Origin of the sequence: Rhizobium phaseoli, assembly GCF_003985125.1 — a bacterium.
Taxonomy (GTDB): Bacteria; Pseudomonadota; Alphaproteobacteria; order Rhizobiales; family Rhizobiaceae; genus Rhizobium; species Rhizobium phaseoli.
In genome coordinates this window covers 160,850-180,382 of sequence record NZ_ML133574.1, presented here as the reverse complement: position 1 = coordinate 180,382, position 19,533 = coordinate 160,850, and the positions used below count along the sequence as shown (strand labels likewise).

Below are 19,533 nucleotides of genomic sequence, written 5' to 3'. Positions count from 1 at the left end.
GGTTCAATCCTTCCAACTCAGCTCGAGCAAGCTCAGAGCTTGATCTCAACATCGACACCGGCGGCGAGATCGAGCTTCATCAGCGCGTCCACCGTCTGCGGGGTCGGGTCTACGATGTCGAGAAGGCGCTTATGCGTGCGCATCTCGAACTGTTCGCGGCTCTTCTTGTCGATGTGCGGGGACCGGTTGACCGTAAACTTCTCGATGCGGGTCGGAAGCGGAACGGGGCCCCGGACGCTTGCACCGGTGCGCTTCGCCGTCGACACGATCTCGCGCGTAGAAGCATCGAGAATCCGGTGATCGAACGCCTTCAGGCGAATGCGGATATTTTGGCCGTTCATTCGACGTTATCCTTGTGTTTGTTTTCCACATGTCTCTGGACAAGACACGGGTTGTTCTTTCTTCCTAAGGCGGACCACCGGTTTCAAAGATCGAGAGGGCGCCGAAGCGGAACCCTATCCAGTCTTCAGGGCCTTCTAGCCCACCTTAATTGGTTGTTTAGTCACCGCTTCGTCATCCGAAGCAGTACGCAAATCGCGCTCGCGCGCCATTTGCTATATTTCTGTGTAATAAGCAAGCGGCTTGCGCCGCCTGCTTCATAATAATGTCATCGAATCGGCCACTCCACCGGAGCGGCCGAAGGAATTACTCGACGATCGAGGCGACGATGCCGGCGCCGACGGTGCGGCCGCCTTCGCGGATGGCGAAGCGCAGCTTTTCTTCCATCGCGATCGGAACGATCAGCTCGACGGCAACCGTGACGTTGTCGCCCGGCATGACCATCTCCGTGCCTTCCGGCAGCGTGACGATGCCGGTCACGTCCGTCGTGCGGAAGTAGAACTGCGGACGGTAGTTGGTGAAGAACGGCGTATGACGGCCGCCCTCTTCCTTCGTCAGGATGTAGGCTTCAGCCATGAACTTCTTGTGCGGCTTGACCGAACCCGGCTTGCACAGGATCTGGCCACGCTCGACGCCGTCACGGTTCACACCGCGAACCAGCGCGCCGATGTTGTCGCCGGCCTGGCCCTGGTCGAGCAGCTTGCGGAACATTTCAACGCCGGTCACCGTCGTCTTCGAGGTCGGGCGGATGCCGACGATCTCGACTTCTTCGCCAACCTTGACGATGCCACGCTCGACGCGGCCGGTCACGACAGTGCCGCGGCCGGAGATCGAGAACACGTCTTCGATCGGCATCAGGAACGGCTGGTCGATCGGACGCTCAGGCGTCGGGATGTAGGAGTCGACCGCGGCCATCAGCTCGCGGATCGCGTCTTCGCCGATCTTCTTGTCAGAATCTTCAAGAGCGGCAAGCGCCGAACCCTTGACAACAGGAATGTCGTCGCCCGGGAAGTCGTAGGACGACAGCAGTTCGCGCACTTCGAGCTCGACCAGCTCGAGCAGTTCGGCGTCGTCGACCTGGTCGACCTTGTTGAGGAACACGACGATCGCCGGAACGCCAACCTGGCGGGCCAGCAGGATGTGTTCGCGCGTCTGCGGCATCGGGCCGTCAGCAGCCGAGCACACCAGGATCGCGCCGTCCATCTGGGCAGCACCGGTGATCATGTTCTTGACGTAGTCGGCATGGCCGGGGCAGTCGACGTGCGCGTAGTGGCGGTTCGGCGTCTCGTATTCGACGTGCGCCGTCGAGATCGTGATGCCGCGCGCCTTCTCTTCCGGAGCCGCGTCGATCTGGTCGTACGCCTTGAACTCACCGAAGTACTTCGTGATCGCTGCCGTCAGAGACGTCTTGCCGTGGTCAACGTGGCCGATCGTGCCAATGTTGACGTGCGGCTTGTTGCGCTCAAACTTACTCTTTGCCATTTTCGGCTCTCCGTTTTGCTAGTCCCCGAGGGGATCTAATTCTTGTTATCGGTCAATTGGTATTCCGGTCACTTCTGACCGGAATACTTTGCCTGGATTTCGGTTGCGACGTTCGACGGGACCGGCGCATAGTGATCGAAGGTCATCGTGTACTGAGCACGGCCCTGCGACATGGAGCGCAGGTTGTCGACGTACTTGAACATGTTCGCCAGCGGAACGTTGGCGCTGATGACGACAGCGATACCGCGGGTTTCCTGACCCTGGATCTGGCCACGGCGGGAGTTGAGGTCGCCGATAACGTCGCCGACGTAATCTTCCGGGGTGACGACTTCGACCTTCATCATCGGCTCGAGGAGCTGAGCACCGGCCTTCTTGGCTGCTTCACGGAAGCAGGCGCGGGAAGCGATTTCGAACGCCAGAACCGACGAGTCGACGTCGTGGAAGGCACCGTCGATGAGCGTCGCCTTGACGCCGAGCATCGGGAAGCCAGCGAGCGGACCCGAAGACAGAACGCTTTCGATACCCTTTTGAACGCCCGGGATGTATTCTTTCGGAACAGAACCACCGACGATCTTGGACTCGAACTTGAAATCTTCGCCTTCCGGGTTCGGTTCGAAGATGATCTTGACGCGGGCGAACTGGCCGGTACCACCGGTCTGCTTCTTGTGCGTGTAGTCTTCTTCGGTCTGGCGCGTGATGGTTTCGCGGTAAGCAACCTGCGGCGCACCGACGTTTGCTTCAACCTTGAACTCGCGGCGCATGCGGTCGACGATGATGTCGAGGTGCAGTTCGCCCATGCCGGCAATGATCGTCTGACCGGATTCCTGATCCGTCTTCACGCGGAAGGACGGGTCTTCAGCAGCCAGGCGGTTGAGCGCAAGGCCCATCTTTTCCTGGTCGCCCTTGGACTTCGGCTCGATGGCGATCTGAATGACCGGCTCGGGGAATTCCATGCGCTCCAGGATAACCGGCTTCAGCGGATCGCAGAGCGTATCGCCAGTGGTGGTTTCCTTGAGGCCGGCGAGAGCAACGATGTCGCCCGCAAAGGCTTCTTCGATGTCTTCACGCGAGTTGGAGTGCATCTGCAGCATACGGCCGACGCGCTCGCGCTTGTCCTTGACCGTGTTCAGAACCGACGAACCCTTTTCGAGCTTGCCGGAGTAGATGCGTGCGAAGGTGAGCGAACCGACGAAGGGGTCGTTCATGATCTTGAACGCCAGCATCGAAAGCGGCTCTGCGTCGTCTGCGTGACGCTCGATGTCGGCTTCGGTCTTGAAGTCGATGCCCTTGATCGCCGGAATGTCGAGCGGCGACGGCAGGTAGTCGACAACGGCGTCGAGCAGCGGCTGAACGCCCTTGTTCTTGAAGGCGGTGCCGCAGAACATCGGATGGAACTTGACGTCGATCGTGCCGCGACGAACGAGCTCGCGGATCTTATCGTTGTCGGGCATGTTGCCTTCGAGGTAGGCTTCCATCGCAGCTTCGTCGATCTCGACAACCGTCTCGATCAGCTTTTCGCGATATTCTTCAGCCTTGGCCTTTAGGTCTTCCGGGATTTCGACGACATCCCACTGGGCGCCGAGCGATTCATCGCGCCAGATCAGAGCGTTCATCTCGACGAGGTCGATAACGCCCTTGAAATCGCTTTCGGCGCCGATCGGCAGCTGCATGACGACGGCGGTCGCACCAAGACGGGTCTTGATCATCTCGACGGAGCGGTAGAAGTCAGCGCCGGTCTTGTCCATCTTGTTGCAGAAGATCATGCGCGGAACATTGTACTTCTCAGCCTGACGCCAGACGGTTTCCGTCTGCGGCTCTACGCCTGCGTTGGCATCGAGAAGAGCAATCGCACCGTCGAGAACGCGCAGCGAACGCTCGACTTCGATGGTGAAGTCGACGTGGCCGGGAGTGTCGATGATGTTGAAGCGGCGCATCTTGCCGTCACGGCCCTTCCAGAAGGTCGTGGTGGCAGCAGACGTGATCGTGATGCCACGCTCCTGCTCCTGCTCCATCCAGTCCATGGTGGCTGCGCCGTCGTGGACTTCGCCGATCTTGTGCGACTTGCCGGTGTAGTAAAGGATACGCTCGGTGGTCGTGGTCTTGCCGGCGTCGATATGCGCCATGATACCGAAATTGCGGTAGTCTTCGATCTTATATTCGCGAGCCATTGTGGACTGCCTTTCGATACCGTTCGGAATTACCAGCGATAGTGCGAGAACGCGCGGTTGGCGTCAGCCATCTTGTGCGTGTCTTCGCGCTTCTTGACGGCGGAGCCGCGGTTGTTGGACGCATCGAGCAGTTCGCCGGAAAGACGATCGATCATGGTCGTTTCGTTGCGCTTGCGGGCGGCGGCGATCAGCCAGCGAATGGCGAGGGCCTGGCGGCGCTCCGGACGAACGTCGACCGGAACCTGGTAGGTCGCACCACCGACGCGGCGCGAACGGACTTCAACGTGCGGGGCAATGTTGTCGAGCGCAGAATGGAAAACCGAAAGCGGCTCCTGCTTGGACTTGCCCTGAACGGCGTCGAACGCACCATAGACGATGTTTTCAGCAACGGACTTCTTACCATCGAGCATGATGGCATTCATGAACTTGGTGACAACGAGATCGCCGAACTTCGGATCCGGATTGATCTCACGCTTTTCTGCTTTATGACGTCTGGACATACTTTTCGTCTCTTCAACCGTTAAGGCGCTTCATCACGCGGAGGACCTCGCGCAGCGCCGGACTATTCAAAACCGAATTACTTCGGACGCTTCGCGCCGTACTTGGAGCGGCGCTGCTTGCGGTTCTTGACACCCTGGGTATCGAGAACGCCGCGGATGATGTGGTAACGGACACCCGGAAGGTCCTTGACGCGGCCGCCGCGGATCATCACGACGGAGTGTTCCTGAAGGTTATGACCTTCACCGGGGATGTAACCAATGACTTCGAAGCCGTTGGTCAGGCGGATCTTGGCGACCTTACGCAGAGCCGAGTTCGGCTTCTTCGGCGTCGTCGTGTAGACGCGCGTGCAAACGCCGCGCTTCTGCGGGTTCTCCTGGAGAGCGGGAACCTTATTACGCTTTACGTTCGCCTGGCGAGGCTTGCGGATCAGCTGGTTTACGGTAGGCATTCAACCATCCCTTACGTTTATCTCAGTACCCTTGCGGGCTTGAACTCGCGCCGTCTCCGGCAATGACGCATGTTTTCGCTTCAATGCGCAAAATATGGCCCGATCCGCTTCCGCAGATGGACCACAAGGAGCAGAGGACGCATAAAATCATGCGTCATGCGTGCAGCATCATGACTTCAACGTGCGTTTAGAACCTTGTTTGAGGTGAACTTCAGGGCGCGTCGCCCCGAACAGCCAAGCCTCACATGGGATCTGATGGGCGGGGTACTACTGGTTTCCACCCCTCTCGTCAAGGCCGGTTAAGAAATAAACTCGCCGTATCGCCTTGATATGCGGGCCGGATGCCCTGTTTTCACCCTTCTAGACGAATGCACGGGTGTGATCCAAGATAAAAACTTGGGCATCGCAACAAAAGCAGTTAAGGAATCAGTAATTGCGGCGTTAAGCCCTCATAGCAGGATTCGAGCGATCGAATCGTCACGAAAGCCGAAGGACAGCGATGATCACGACACCGGATAACGACAACAATTTCGACGGGCCGATGATCTTCATCATCATCGGCAAAGGCTATGAGTCCGACTCCAGCGAAGGCATCGACCTGCACATCATGCTGAAGGCGCCCGACGACGATACGGCCGTGCGCGAAGCCTTGAACGCCCTTGCCGAGCAAGGCTTCATCGAGGCCGATCTCGAACAGATCGGCATGCTGACCGAAGTTCCGGCCGAAGAGCCGCATGCCTCGGCCTATCAGGGCGCGGTCGACGGCGAGGTCGCGATCATCCGGTTCAGCTGAGGGGAGCGGCCGGCGGCGAGACCGCAGGGGCGAGTGCTGCGCTCGCCTCCAGGACCTCCAAGACACGCAGTTCGCCCCCTCCCCGCCGGATCGACCAGAGCATAGCAAAATGAAAACCGCCCGGATCGCTCCGGGCGGTTTTTCAATTCGTATCTTAAGTCCGGGATGTCAGCCGCGGATTATTCCGCGGCCGGGGCCTTTTCAGCCATGTCCTGCAGCATCGGAGTGGCAACGGCTGCACCGGTGCCCTTGCGACGCTCCTCGAGGATCAGCTCGTCGCGCGAGGTGGCGATACGGCGGATCTGGGTCATGGTGCCGCCGGTACCGGCCGGGATGAGGCGGCCGACGATGACGTTTTCCTTCAGACCCTGCAGGCCATCGGTCTTGCCGGCGATCGCGGCTTCCGTCAGCACCTTGGTCGTTTCCTGGAAGGACGCGGCCGAGATGAAGGACGGGGTCTGCAGCGACGCCTTGGTGATGCCGAGCAGAACCGGATCGCCATGGGCGGGCTTCTTGCCCTGTTCGATCAGGTGGTCGTTGACGTCCTCGAGCTCGATCCGGTCGACATTGTCGCCGACGATATAGGTCGAGTCGCCTGCGTCGGTGATTTCCACCTTCTGCAGCATCTGACGGACGATCACCTCGATGTGCTTGTCGTTGATGACAACGCCCTGCAGACGGTAGACTTCCTGGATTTCGTTGACGAGGTAGGAAGCGAGTGCCTCCACGCCCTTGATCGCCAGAATGTCGTGCGGAGCCGGGTTGCCGTCGAGGATGTAATCACCCTTTTCGATATAGTCGCCGTCCTGAAGGTGGAAGGGCTTGCCCTTCGGGATCAGGTATTCGACCGGCTCGACACCGTCTTCCGCCGGCTCGATGATGACGCGACGCTTGTTCTTGTAGTCGCGGCCGAGGCGGATCGTACCATCGATCTCAGCGATGATGGCGTGATCCTTCGGACGGCGCGCTTCGAACAGTTCGGCAACACGCGGCAGACCACCGGTGATGTCCTTGGTCTTGGCGCTTTCGAGCGGCGAACGGGCGAGAACGTCACCCTGGGAGACCTTCGTGCCCGGCTCAACCGACAGAATGGCGTCAACCGAGAGCAGGAAGCGAGCGTCACCGCCGCGCGACAGCTTGGCGACATTGCCGCTGGCGTCCTTGATGACGATCGCCGGCTTGAGGTCCGAACCGCGCGGGGTCGAACGCCAGTCGATGACCTGACGCTTGGTGATGCCGGTGGATTCGTCGGTCGCTTCGAGAACGGAGAGACCGTCGACGAGGTCTTCGAACTGAACCGTACCAGCCACTTCCGTCATCATCGGGCGGGTGTAAGGATCCCACTCGGCCAGACGCTGGCCGCGCTTGACCTTGTCGCCTTCATCGACATGCAACTTCGAACCGTAGGCGACGCGCTGCGAGGAGCGCTCCACGCCACGCTCGTCCAGGATCTGGACGGTCATGTTGCGGCCCATGGCAACGAGGCTGCCTTCCGAGTTGCGCAGCACGTTGCGGTTCTTGATCTGCACCGTACCTTCGTACGAGGCTTCGAGGAACGATTGGTCGACCACGGTTGCCGTACCGCCAAGGTGGAAGGTACGCATGGTGAGCTGGGTTCCCGGCTCGCCGATCGACTGAGCGGCGATGACGCCGACGGCTTCGCCCATGTTGACAGGCGTACCGCGCGCGAGGTCGCGGCCGTAGCAGACCGAGCAGACACCCGTCTGGATTTCGCAGGTGAGCGCCGAACGGATGCGGATCGACTGGATACCGGCCTTCTCGATCTCGATGACATCAGGCTCGAGGATCATCTTGCCGGCATCGACGATACGTTCGCCGGTGACCGGATGATCGATGTCGTCGAGCGCCGTGCGGCCGAGGATACGGGCGCCGAGCGAGGCGACGACCTGGCCGGCGTCGACGATCGCCGTCATCGTCAGACCGGTTTCGGTTCCGCAATCGACATGCGTGACGATGCAGTCCTGCGCAACGTCGACAAGACGGCGGGTCAGGTAACCGGAGTTGGCGGTCTTCAACGCGGTGTCTGCGAGACCCTTACGGGCGCCGTGCGTCGAGTTGAAGTACTCGTTGACGGTCAGACCTTCCTTGAAGTTCGAGATGATCGGCGTCTCAATGATTTCACCCGACGGCTTGGCCATCAGGCCGCGCATACCGCCCAGCTGGCGCATCTGGTTCGGAGAGCCGCGGGCGCCGGAGTGGGACATCATGTAGATCGAGTTCATCGGCTTCTGACGGCCGGTGTTCTCATCGAATTCGACAGCCTTAATGCGGGCCATCATCTCTTCGGCGACCTTTTCGGTTGCCTTGCCCCAGGCGTCGACAACCTTGTTGTACTTCTCGCCCTGGGTGATCAGACCGTCATTGTACTGCTGCTCGTATTCCTTCACCAGGTTTTCGGTGTCGGCAACGATCTTCGCCTTGGTGGCCGGAATGACCATGTCGTCCTTGCCGAACGAAATGCCGGCGCGGCAGGCATGAGCAAAGCCGAGCTGCATGATGCGGTCGCAGAAGATGACCGTGTCCTTCTGGCCGCAATGGCGGTAGACCGTGTCGATCATCTTGGAGATGTTCTTCTTGGTCATTTCCTGGTTGCAGATGTCGAAGGGAACCTTGCCGTTCTTCGGCAACAGTTCGCCGATGAGAAGACGGCCGGGCGTCGTCTCATAGATCTTCGAGTAGGGCTTGCCATCCTCGTCGACCGACTTGAAGCGGCCGCGGATCTTGGTGTGCAGCGTCACGACCTTGCTCTCGAGGGCGTGATGCAGCTCGCCGAGATCGGAGAAGGCCATGCCTTCGCCTGGCTCGTTCTGGTTGAGGATCGACAGGTAATAGAGGCCGAGAACCATGTCCTGCGAGGGAACGATGATCGGCGCGCCGTTGGCCGGATGCAGGATGTTGTTGGTCGACATCATCAGCACGCGGGCTTCGAGCTGGGCTTCGAGCGACAGCGGCACGTGAACGGCCATCTGGTCACCGTCGAAGTCGGCATTGAAGGCCGTGCAGACGAGCGGGTGCAGCTGGATCGCCTTGCCTTCGACCAGGGTGGGTTCGAAGGCCTGGATGCCCAGGCGGTGCAGCGTCGGCGCACGGTTCAGGAGAACCGGATGCTCGCGGATGACCTCGTCGAGGATATCCCAGACTTCAGGCTTTTCCTTCTCGACCAGCTTCTTGGCCTGCTTGACGGTCGAGGAGTAACCCTTGGCGTCGAGACGGGCATAGATGAACGGCTTGAACAGTTCGAGCGCCATCTTCTTCGGCAGGCCGCACTGATGCAGCTTCAGTTCCGGACCAGTGACGATGACCGAACGGCCGGAATAGTCGACGCGCTTGCCGAGCAGGTTCTGGCGGAAGCGGCCCTGCTTGCCCTTCAGCATGTCGGAGAGCGACTTCAGCGGACGCTTGTTGGCGCCGGTGATGACGCGGCCGCGGCGGCCGTTGTCGAACAGCGCGTCAACCGATTCCTGCAGCATGCGCTTTTCGTTGCGGATGATGATGCCCGGGGCGCGAAGCTCGATCAGGCGCTTCAGACGGTTGTTACGGTTGATAACGCGACGATAGAGATCGTTCAGGTCCGAGGTCGCGAAACGACCACCATCCAGCGGAACGAGCGGACGCAGATCCGGCGGAATGACCGGGACGACCTTCATGATCATCCATTCCGGACGGTTGCCCGACTCCATGAAGTTCTCGACGATCTTCAGGCGCTTCATGAGCTTCTTCTGTTTGAGATCCGACGTGGTGTCGGCAAGCTCGGAGCGCAGGTCGCCAGCGATCTTTTCGAGGTTCATCGAGGCCAGCATCTCGTAGATCGCCTCGGCGCCGATCATCGCGGTGAACTGGTCTTCGCCGTATTCATCGACGGCGAGCATGTACTCTTCTTCCGAGAGAAGCTGGTGCTCCTTCAGAGCGGTCAGGCCCGGCTCGGTGACGATGTAGTTTTCGAAATAGAGGACGCGCTCGACATCCTTCAGCGTCATGTCGAGCAGCGTCGAAATGCGTGACGGAAGCGACTTCAGGAACCAGATATGGGCAACGGGAGCGGCGAGCTCGATATGGCCCATGCGCTCACGGCGAACGCGCGACAGCGTGACTTCGACGCCGCACTTTTCGCAGATGATGCCCTTGTACTTCATGCGCTTGTACTTGCCGCACAGGCATTCGTAGTCTTTGATCGGCCCGAAGATGCGCGCGCAGAACAGACCGTCGCGTTCCGGCTTGAACGTGCGGTAGTTGATGGTTTCCGGCTTCTTGATCTCACCGTACGACCAGGAGAGGATCTTCTCCGGAGACGCGATCGAAATCCGAATGGAATCGAAATTCTGTGCAGGCACCTGCGGATTGAAAAGATTCATGACCTCTTGGTTCATGCCTGTCTCCTTCATGGGCTAAAGCGCCCTCAAAATGCGATGGTCAGCGGCAATTTCCCGGGAGCCGCCTCCCTCGCTTAAACGAGAATAACCGCAAGATGCGGCGAAACTTCCCTTCCGGGCCGACATGGATGCGGCGTCCGGCGGGACCGGCGTGCGCCGCATGGCAGCGCACGCCCTATCAATGGTTACTCGGCCGCGTCGGGCAACTGGGTTGCCTGCGCCTCGTCAAGCTTGGTGTTCTCAAGCTCGACGCTGAGGCCCAGCGAGCGCATTTCCTTGACGAGAACGTTGAAGCTTTCCGGAATACCGGCTTCGAACGTATCATCTCCGCGGACAATGGCTTCGTAGACCTTGGTACGGCCGGCGACGTCGTCCGACTTCACCGTCAGCATTTCCTGCAGCGTGTAGGCCGCGCCGTAAGCTTCCAGCGCCCAGACTTCCATTTCGCCGAAGCGCTGACCGCCGAACTGCGCCTTGCCGCCCAGCGGCTGCTGGGTAACGAGCGAGTAAGGACCGATCGAACGGGCATGGATCTTGTCGTCGACCAGGTGGTTGAGCTTCAGCATGTAGATGTAGCCCACCGTGACCTGGCGGTCGAACTGCTCGCCGGTACGGCCGTCATAGAGCGTCGACTGGCCGGTGTCCTTGAGACCCGCCAGACGCAGCATGTCGTTGACGTCGCCTTCGTTGGCACCGTCGAAAACAGGCGTTGCAATCGAAACGCCGCGCTTCCACTGGTCGGCAAGACGCAGAACCGACTCATCGTCGAATTCGTGGACCTGCTCGGCCTTCGGACCGGCACCGACGACATCGCCGATGGTCTTGCGCAGCGGCTCGATATTGCCGTTCGCCTTGTAGGCTTCGATCAATTCGCCGATCTGGCGACCCATGCCGGCACAAGCCCAGCCCAGGTGCGTTTCGAGGATCTGGCCGACGTTCATGCGCGAAGGCACGCCGAGCGGGTTCAGAACGACGTCGACATGCGTGCCGTCTTCAAGGAACGGCATGTCCTCGACAGGCACAATGCGCGAGACCACGCCCTTGTTCCCGTGACGGCCGGCCATTTTGTCGCCCGGCTGGATCTTGCGCTTCACGGCGACGAAGACCTTGACCATTTTCATGACGCCCGGAGGCATTTCATCGCCGCGCTGGACCTTCTCGACCTTGTCCATGAAGCGCTGCTCAAGGCGCGACTTGGATTCGTCGTACTGGCCGCGGAGCGCTTCGAGTTCGCTCTGGACCTTCTCGTCCTCGACCGCGAACATCCACCACTGCGAGCGGGGATATTCGGAGACGACGGCGTTCGAAAGCTCGGTGCCCTTCTTGAAGCCCTTCGGGCCGGCAATCGAGACCTGGCCGCGCAGCATATCGATCAGACGGCCGTAGACGTTACGGTCGAGGATCGCCTGCTCGTCGTCGCGGTCCTTGGCAAGACGCTCGATCTCTTCGCGCTCGATCGCCATCGCACGCTCGTCCTTCTCGACGCCATGGCGATTGAAGACGCGAACTTCGACGATCGTGCCGTAGGTGCCGGGCGGCATGCGCATGGAGGTGTCGCGCACGTCGGAGGCCTTTTCGCCGAAGATGGCGCGCAGAAGCTTTTCTTCCGGCGTCATCGGGCTTTCGCCCTTCGGAGTGATCTTGCCGACGAGGATATCGCCCGGCTGAACTTCGGCGCCGATATAGACGATGCCGGCTTCGTCGAGGTTCTTCAGCGCTTCTTCCGAAACGTTCGGAATATCGCGGGTGATTTCCTCAGGACCGAGCTTGGTGTCGCGCGCCATCACTTCGAATTCTTCGATGTGGATGGAGGTGAACACGTCGTCGGCAACAATCCGCTCGGAGAGCAGGATCGAGTCTTCGTAGTTGTAGCCGTTCCAGGGCATGAACGCGACGAGCGCGTTGCGGCCGAGCGCCAGGTCGCCGAGATCGGTCGACGGGCCGTCGGCGAGAATGTCGCCGCGGTTGACGACGTCACCGACGGTGACCAGCGGGCGCTGGTTGACACAGGTGTTCTGGTTCGAACGCTGGAACTTCTGCAGGCGGTAGATATCGACGCCGGACTTGCCGGCTTCGAGGTCTTCCGTGGCGCGGATAACGATACGGGTCGCGTCGACCTGGTCGACCACGCCGCCGCGGCGGGCGCCGATGGCAGCACCCGAGTCACGGGCGACGACCGGCTCCATGCCGGTGCCGACGAACGGTGCTTCGGCGCGCAGCAGCGGCACGGCCTGACGCTGCATGTTCGAGCCCATGAGGGCGCGGTTGGCGTCGTCGTTTTCCAGGAACGGGATGAGCGCGGCTGCGACCGAAACGACCTGCTTCGGCGAAACGTCCATCAGGTTCATGCTGTCGCGGGGCGCCAGCATAACTTCGCCGGCATGACGGCAGACGACGAATTCGTCGACGAAGGAACCATCAGGGTTCATCTCGGCGTTGGCCTGAGCGACGTAATACTTCGCCTCTTCCATGGCGGAGAGGTAGAGCACGTCGTTCGTCACCTTGCCGTCGACGATGCGACGGTACGGGCTTTCGATGAAGCCATACTTGTTGACGCGGGCAAAGGTCGCAAGCGAGTTGATCAGACCGATGTTCGGGCCTTCCGGCGTTTCGATCGGGCAGATGCGGCCGTAATGGGTCGGATGCACGTCGCGGACTTCGAAGCCGGCGCGCTCGCGGGTCAGACCGCCCGGGCCAAGAGCCGAAAGGCGGCGCTTGTGGGTGATTTCCGAGAGCGGGTTGACCTGGTCCATGAACTGCGAGAGCTGCGAGGAACCGAAGAATTCGCGCACGGCTGCGGCAGCCGGCTTGGCGTTGATCAGATCCTGCGGCATGACCGTATCGATCTCGATCGAGGACATGCGTTCCTTGATCGCGCGCTCCATGCGCAGCAGGCCGAGACGGTACTGGTTCTCCATCAGCTCGCCGACCGAGCGGACGCGGCGGTTGCCGAGGTTGTCGATGTCGTCGATCTCGCCCTTGCCGTCGCGCAGTTCGACCAGCATCTTCACCACGGCAAGGATGTCGTCCTTGCGCAGGATGCGGACGGTGTCTTCGACGGTCAGGTCGAGACGCATGTTCATCTTGACGCGGCCGACGGCGGAGAGGTCGTAACGCTCCGCGTCGAAGAACAGCGAGTTGAACATGGCTTCGGCCGATTCCATGGTCGGCGGTTCACCCGGACGCATGACGCGGTAGATGTCGAACAGAGCGTCCTGACGGTTCTCGTTCTTGTCGGCCGACAGCGTGTTGCGGATATAGGCGCCGACATTGATGTGGTCGATGCCGAGAACCGGGATCTCGTCGAAACCGTTCGACAGAATGATGCCAAGCGTCTTCTCGTCGATTTCGTCGCCGGCTTCGAGGTAGATTTCACCGGTCGAGTAGTTGACAATATCTTCGGCAAGGTAGTTGCCGTAGAGATCGTCGTCGCCGGCCTTCAGGGCCTTCAGGCCCTTATCGGAAAGCTGACGCAGCAGACGCGGGGTCAGCTTCTTGCCGGCTTCCACGACGACTTCGCCGGTATCGGCGTCGACCATCTCGGTGATCGCCTTGGCACCCTTCAGCGTTTCCGGCTTGAAGGGAATGCGCCAGCCTTCGCCGTCGCGCTTGTAGAGCGACTTCGTGTAGAAGGTGTCGAGGATTTCCTCGCCGTCCATTCCGAGCGCCATCAGCAGGGACGTCACCGGAATCTTGCGGCGGCGGTCGATACGGGCATAGACGATGTCCTTGGCGTCGAATTCGATATCGAGCCAGGAGCCGCGATAGGGAATGACGCGGGCAGCAAAGAGCAGCTTGCCGGACGAATGGCTCTTGCCCTTGTCATGGTCGAAGAAGACGCCCGGCGAACGGTGCATCTGGGAGACGATGACGCGCTCGGTGCCGTTGACAATGAACGTGCCGTTGTTGGTCATGAGCGGCATGTCGCCCATGTAGACGGATTGTTCCTTGATGTCCTTGATCGACTTGGCGCCGGTATCCTCGTCGATATCGAACACGATGAGGCGCAGCGTCACCTTCAGCGGCGCGGCATAGGTCAGGTCGCGCTGGCGGCATTCGTCGACGTCGAACTTCGGCGGCTCGAACTCGTAGGACACGAATTCCAGCATCGAGGCGCCGGAGAAATCGGTGATGGGAAAAACCGACTTGAAGACGGCCTGAAGACCCTCGTCGGGCCGGCCGCCTTTCGGCTCTTCCACCATCAGAAACTGGTCGTAGGACGCCTTCTGGACCTCGATGAGGTTCGGCATTTCTGCGACTTCGGGGATCTTACCAAAAAACTTGCGTACGCGCCTGCGACCGTTGAACGAAAGGGTCTGAGCCATCGTCGCTCCTTCAAAATCTTGCACCCGGGCCTGCAACGGACGGGAACCGATGGCCAGTCGACCCCGTCAATCAATGGGTAGTTCAATCTCGTCCGACTCCCGAAAACGCCCAGCTCGGATTGCTGTGCTGCCCTCGGTGCGAGACTATCCTTTTGAAGAACCCATTACCCAAAAGCCGTTTTGACGCGGCTTTTGGGTAATTCGTTCAGAAAAACGGCAAATGGGAGGCAGCAAATGCCACCTCCCAAAAGCAGTTCAAGCTTACTTGACGTCGGCCTTGGCGCCAGCGTCTTCGAGCTTCTTCTTGATGTCAGCGGCTTCAGCCTTGGAAACGCCTTCCTTGACAGCCTTCGGAGCGCCTTCGACGAGGTCCTTGGCTTCCTTGAGGCCGAGGCCGGTGATGGCGCGGACTTCCTTGATGACGTTGATCTTGTTGGCGCCGGCATCCGTGAGGATGACGTCGAACTCGGTCTTTTCTTCCTCAGCCGGAGCAGCAGCGCCGCCAGCACCACCAGCAACGGCAGCAACAGCTACCGGAGCAGCAGCGGAAACGCCCCACTTTTCTTCGAGGAGCTTCGACAGTTCTGCAGCTTCCAGAACGGTCAGCGAGGAGAGGTCTTCAACGATCTTTGCGAGATCAGCCATTTTACTAGTTCCTTTTGTTCGGTTCGAACCGGTTGATTATAAACAGCGAAAAACCGCCTTAAGCGGCTTCGTCCTTCTTGGCGTAGGCCGCAAACACGCGAGCAAGCTGGCTTGCCGGTGCTGCAACAACCCCAGCGATGCGGGTAGCCGGCGTCTGGATCATGCCCAGCAGCTTCGCACGCAGCTCGTCGAGCGAAGGCAGGGTCGCAAGCGACTTGACTGCTTCGGCGTTGAGCGTGGTTGTTCCCATGGCGCCGCCGAGGACCACGATCTTGTCGTTGGTCTTGGCGAAATCCATGACGACCTTCGGAGCGGTGATCGGATCGTTGCTGTATGCAATCAGCGTCTGACCCTTGAAGAGATTCGACATCCCTTCCGCTTCCGTACCCTGAAGGGCAATTTTGGCCAGGCGGTTCTTCGCGACTTTGACGGTACCGCCAGCTGCACGCATCTTCGAACGAAAATCGTTCATCTGCGCGACTGTGGCACCAGCATAGTGGGCCACGACAACTGAGCCCGAAGCCTTGAAGACTTCGTTCAGTTCCGTGACGAATTCGCGTTTTTCCGCTCTTTCCACTGCCTATCTCCAGTTGGCGGGACCGAAACCGGGCCCGCCGGGTTGCCTTTTGCCTCCCGGGATCATGCGAGATCCCAAGCGACGCTTGAGGATCCTGTCCCCCCGCGCTTCCGCGCCAATAAAGGCTAAGAAGGCACAAGGCATCCAAGGCTCGAACCGAGTTTCTAGAAGCGAACTTCAGGAATTCGGGTCTTACCCGTCTCATGCAGGCAACGTGATTAAGGGAAAACCACCTGCAATCTCGGACAGGATTCCGGATTTCTCCGGAATATTCCGGCCCCTTGCGAGGCCGGAAATTCAGTGACCGGACCGAGGTCCGGCAATCAACTTATGCAGTCGGTGCTGCGGTGACCGAGCCGACTTCGATCTTGACGCCCGGGCCCATGGTCGAGGAAATCGCCACGCGCTTGACGTAGTTGCCCTTGGCGCCAGCCGGCTTCGCCTTGATGACGGCGTCGGCGAAGGCGCGGATGTTTTCTTCCAGAGCCTTGGCGTCGAAGGAGGCCTTGCCGATGCCGGCATGGACGATACCAGCCTTCTCGACGCGGAACTCGACAGCGCCGCCCTTGGAAGCCTTGACGGCTCCGGCGACGTCCATGGTGACGGTGCCGACCTTCGGGTTCGGCATCATGCCGCGCGGGCCGAGAACCTTACCGAGACGGCCGACGAGCGGCATCATGTCGGGGGTGGCGATGCAGCGATCGAATTCGATCTTGCCGCCCTGGACGATTTCAACGAGGTCTTCGGCGCCGACAACATCGGCACCGGCAGCCTTGGCTTCGTCAGCCTTGGCGCCACGAGCGAAGACTGCGACGCGAACCGTACGGCCCGTGCCGTTCGGCAGATTGACGACGCCGCGAACCATCTGGTCCGCATGACGCGGGTCAACACCGAGATTCATCGAGACTTCGATGGTTTCGTCGAACTTGGCGACAGCCCGTTCCTTGACCATGCCGATGGCCTGGGTCAGAGCGTAGAGCTTGGTCGGATCAACACCTTCGTTGATTTTGCGAGTGCGCTTGCCTGCCATGGTCTTAACCCACCACTTCCAGGCCCATGGCGCGGGCAGAGCCCTCGATCATCGCCATTGCACCTTCGATATCTGCTGCGTTCAGGTCCTTCATCTTGGCTTCGGCGATCGTCTTGATCTGAGCCTTGGTGAGGGTACCGGCCTTCGGACCCTTGCCCGGGGTCTTGGAACCGGACGTGATCTTTGCTTCCTTCTTCAGCCAGTAGCTGACCGGCGGCTGCTTCATCGCGAAGGTGAAGGACTTGTCCTGGTAATAGGTGATGACGACCGGAATCGGCATGCCCTTTTCCATTTCCTGCGTGGCGGCATTGAACGCCTTGCAGAATTCCATGATGTTAATGCCACGCTGACCAAGCGCCGGACCAATCGGCGGGGACGGGTTTGCCGATCCTGCCTTGACCTGAAGCTTGAGCTGGCCTGCAACTTTCTTAGCCATATCTCTCTGCCTTTCATGAACGACCAGTCGCCCGGTCCGTGATGCCGGATCGCTCCGGCGGCTGCGGTTGCGTGGTGCGGATCATTAGGGTCCGGCTAAGACCCCTCACCTTCCACGCGGATGCGGACAAGGTCCGCGGGAAACAGGCCACAAGAGCCAGCTTCCAATCTCTTGCAATCAGACCTTCTCGACCTGAGCGTATTCCAGTTCGACCGGCGTTGCGCGGCCGAAGATCGACACCTCAACCTTCAGGCGCGAACGTTCTTCGTCCACATCCTGAACCGTGCCGTTGAACGAAGCGAACGGACCGTCGGAAACGCGGACCTGTTCACCGATCTCGAAGGTGATCGACGCCTTCGGCCGCTCGACGCCTTCCTGGACCTGACCGAGAATACGCTCGGCTTCATAATCCGGAATCGGAACGGGCTTATTGTCGGAGCCGAGGAAGCCGGTGACCTTCGGCGTATTCTTGATCAGGTGGTAGGCCTCATCCGTCAGATTGGCGCGGACAAGGACATAACCCGGGAAGAACTTGCGCTCACTGTCGACCTTGCGGCCGCGACGCACTTCCACCACCTTTTCGGTCGGCACGAGGATCTTTTCGAACAGGTGCTCAAGCCCCTTCTGGCGAGCCTTGTTCTCGATGTCCTCAGCCACCTTCTTTTCAAAATTGGAATACGCGTGGACGATGTACCAACGTGCCGCCATTTTCATCTCCACCCGTATCAGTTGCCGGTATTGAGCACGAAGCTCAGAACCCAGCCGATCAGCTGGTCAGCAGCAAAGAAAAACAGCGCGGCGAAAACCACCATCACCAGCACCATAACCGTCGAGATCATCGTCTCGCGGCGCGACGGCCATGTAACTTTAGACGTCTCGGAGCGAACCTGCTGCAGAAACGCAAACGGATTGGATTTGGATGCCATCGATTGCCCACGCAATTACGGCGCGTAAAGCTGAAACTATCAGCCCCACGCACCGCGTGTCTGTTGAACCCTAAATAAACACCGATTTCCGAATACACAAGAGGGAAACCGAAGTTTAACGAAATAAGTTACCACCGATCAATCCCCCGACCGGAATGCCGCGAGCATGGCCGCGCTGTCCGTTTTTAGGGAAGATGGCAGGGGCAGAGGGGCTCGAACCCCCGACCTGCGGTTTTGGAGACCGCCGCTCTACCAACTGAGCTATACCCCTTCATGCCTCTCCTTCAGCGCGTGGGCCAAGGCCCGCAAATCGCTGCCGAAATGCATGGCGCTCCCTTTAAGACGGCAGCGGCGGATTGGCAAGCACGATTTTCGATTTTCAAAGCAGTTCTGCTCATTTGCGGGCAACGGGGCTTTCCATCGTACAGCCTGCAAACGTTCAGACCTTCACATATTTCCGCCAGTCGTGCTCTTCCTTGAAGCCCAGCACTTCGCGAATCTTTCGGTTGGAAAGCAGCCCCTCATATTCGCCGATTTCGCGGGTGAAGGGCACGTTCGGGTAGAATCGCTTCGCCAACTCCTTCGACGGCGTATTGGCCGAAACCGTGTCGTTGGCAGCATTGAAGACCTGATAGCCGAGACCGTCCTTCTCGATGCAGAGATGGCAGATCTGGCCGAGGTCACGGGCGTCGATATAACTCCAGGCGATTCGCTTGCGCGTCTCGGGATTGGCGAAGTAGGTCGGGAACCTCTCATATTCGTGCGGTTCGATGACGTTGCCGATACGCAGCGCATAGATGTCGAAGCCCGAACGCTCGGCAAAGGCGCGCGCGGTCTTTTCGTTGACCACCTTGGAAAGGCCGTAGGAATCCATCGGATTGACGTCGTAATCCTCTTCCAGCGGGAACTGGTGAAAATCGCGATGGCCTTCGGCGAAGCAGACGCCGTAGGTGGTCTCGCTCGAAGCGACGATGATCTTGCGGATGCCGAGCTTCACCGCCGCCTCGATGACGTTGTAGGTGCCCATCGTGTTGATGCGAAAGGTCTCGTTGTCGGGCTTGATCAGGATGCGGGGGATGGCGGCGAAATGCACGACCGCATCGAAGGACTGAACGCCCCTGTCCGCATCGAGATCGGGAAAATCGCGATGCATCGACAAGGCGTTGAAGACCTGACCGCTGTCGGTGATATCGGCGATGAGATTGGTGACGCCGGGGCTGTCCAAGGGCACGAGATCGAGGTTGTGCACTTCGTAACCGGCATCGACAAGCCATGGCACGGCATGACGACCCGCCTTGCCCGAACCACCCGTGAACAGGATCCGCTTTTTCATGGAATATCCTCCGCGTCTTGAGATCGGAGGCATAGTTAGACGCTTCCGCGCGAAGAGCAAGCGAGCGTCCTGCGAGAGTCTCACCCCCGCGTCATCAGGTCGCCTGCGTCAGGCGCCTGATCATCCTTTCCAATCACCG

Annotated in this window: 15 protein-coding genes and 1 tRNA gene; 1 reads left to right on the top strand and 15 read right to left on the bottom strand. The window is 59.8% G+C overall.

The features are described from left to right. Positions 1-32: 32 nt before the first annotated feature. The 5 genes from rpsJ to rpsL form a co-directional block, all read right to left on the bottom strand. Entirely contained in the window at positions 33-341 is a 309-nt protein-coding gene (gene rpsJ, locus EFD56_RS18550) for a 30S ribosomal protein S10 (RefSeq protein ID WP_003547547.1), read from the bottom strand. A 304-nt stretch (positions 342-645) separates the two neighbouring features. Continuing rightward, positions 646-1,821, bottom strand: coding sequence for an elongation factor Tu (gene tuf, locus EFD56_RS18545; protein ID WP_004669088.1), 1,176 nt, complete (start codon positions 1,819-1,821; stop codon positions 646-648). Positions 1,822-1,889: 68 nt separating this feature from the next. Further along, the gene (gene fusA, locus EFD56_RS18540; RefSeq protein WP_004669087.1) at positions 1,890-3,989 is read right to left on the bottom strand and encodes an elongation factor G; all 2,100 of its coding nucleotides are present in this window, start codon (positions 3,987-3,989) and stop codon (positions 1,890-1,892) included. Positions 3,990-4,018: 29 nt separating this feature from the next. Next, positions 4,019-4,489 carry a 30S ribosomal protein S7 gene (gene rpsG, locus EFD56_RS18535; RefSeq protein ID WP_004669085.1) on the bottom strand — a complete coding sequence of 157 codons (471 nt, stop codon included), beginning with the start codon at positions 4,487-4,489 and terminating at the stop codon, positions 4,019-4,021. A 77-nt stretch (positions 4,490-4,566) separates the two neighbouring features. Continuing rightward, a complete protein-coding gene (rpsL, locus tag EFD56_RS18530; RefSeq protein WP_003547537.1) occupies positions 4,567-4,938 on the bottom strand; it encodes a 30S ribosomal protein S12 in 372 nt (123 codons plus the stop codon). A gap of 499 nt (positions 4,939-5,437) precedes the next feature. Between rpsL and EFD56_RS18525 the strand changes: the two genes are divergently transcribed. Beyond that, a complete protein-coding gene (locus EFD56_RS18525) occupies positions 5,438-5,731 on the top strand; it encodes a transcriptional regulator (protein ID WP_126905951.1) in 294 nt (97 codons plus the stop codon). Between the two features lie 179 nt (positions 5,732-5,910). Here EFD56_RS18525 and rpoC read toward each other — a convergent pair whose 3' ends face one another. The 10 genes from rpoC to EFD56_RS18475 form a co-directional block, all read right to left on the bottom strand. Further along, on the bottom strand, positions 5,911-10,119 hold the full coding sequence (rpoC, locus tag EFD56_RS18520) for a DNA-directed RNA polymerase subunit beta' (protein WP_012483479.1): 4,209 nt from the start codon (positions 10,117-10,119) through the stop codon (positions 5,911-5,913). Positions 10,120-10,307: 188 nt separating this feature from the next. Next, positions 10,308-14,447: a DNA-directed RNA polymerase subunit beta gene (gene rpoB / locus EFD56_RS18515; RefSeq protein WP_004669077.1), complete on the bottom strand. Its 4,140-nt coding sequence runs from the start codon at positions 14,445-14,447 to the stop codon at positions 10,308-10,310. Between the two features lie 261 nt (positions 14,448-14,708). After that, positions 14,709-15,092 (bottom strand): 50S ribosomal protein L7/L12, encoded by a 384-nt coding sequence (rplL, locus tag EFD56_RS18510; RefSeq protein WP_004669074.1) that lies wholly within the window; start codon positions 15,090-15,092, stop codon positions 14,709-14,711. 58 nt (positions 15,093-15,150) lie between these two features. Next, positions 15,151-15,669 (bottom strand): 50S ribosomal protein L10, encoded by a 519-nt coding sequence (gene rplJ, locus EFD56_RS18505; protein WP_037113092.1) that lies wholly within the window; start codon positions 15,667-15,669, stop codon positions 15,151-15,153. Between the two features lie 328 nt (positions 15,670-15,997). Further along, positions 15,998-16,699: a 50S ribosomal protein L1 gene (gene rplA / locus EFD56_RS18500; RefSeq protein ID WP_004669072.1), complete on the bottom strand. Its 702-nt coding sequence runs from the start codon at positions 16,697-16,699 to the stop codon at positions 15,998-16,000. A gap of 4 nt (positions 16,700-16,703) precedes the next feature. Continuing rightward, complete coding sequence (rplK, locus tag EFD56_RS18495; RefSeq protein WP_004669070.1) at positions 16,704-17,135, bottom strand: 50S ribosomal protein L11; 432 nt, start codon at positions 17,133-17,135, stop codon at positions 16,704-16,706. A 177-nt stretch (positions 17,136-17,312) separates the two neighbouring features. Further along, on the bottom strand, positions 17,313-17,843 hold the full coding sequence (gene nusG, locus EFD56_RS18490; protein ID WP_004669067.1) for a transcription termination/antitermination protein NusG: 531 nt from the start codon (positions 17,841-17,843) through the stop codon (positions 17,313-17,315). A 17-nt stretch (positions 17,844-17,860) separates the two neighbouring features. Beyond that, positions 17,861-18,061 (bottom strand): preprotein translocase subunit SecE, encoded by a 201-nt coding sequence (gene secE / locus EFD56_RS18485; protein ID WP_003573826.1) that lies wholly within the window; start codon positions 18,059-18,061, stop codon positions 17,861-17,863. 195 nt (positions 18,062-18,256) lie between these two features. After that, a tRNA-Trp gene (locus EFD56_RS18480) sits at positions 18,257-18,332 on the bottom strand. Between the two features lie 168 nt (positions 18,333-18,500). After that, complete coding sequence (locus EFD56_RS18475; protein ID WP_085742260.1) at positions 18,501-19,394, bottom strand: NAD-dependent epimerase/dehydratase family protein; 894 nt, start codon at positions 19,392-19,394, stop codon at positions 18,501-18,503. Positions 19,395-19,533 lie beyond the last annotated feature (139 nt).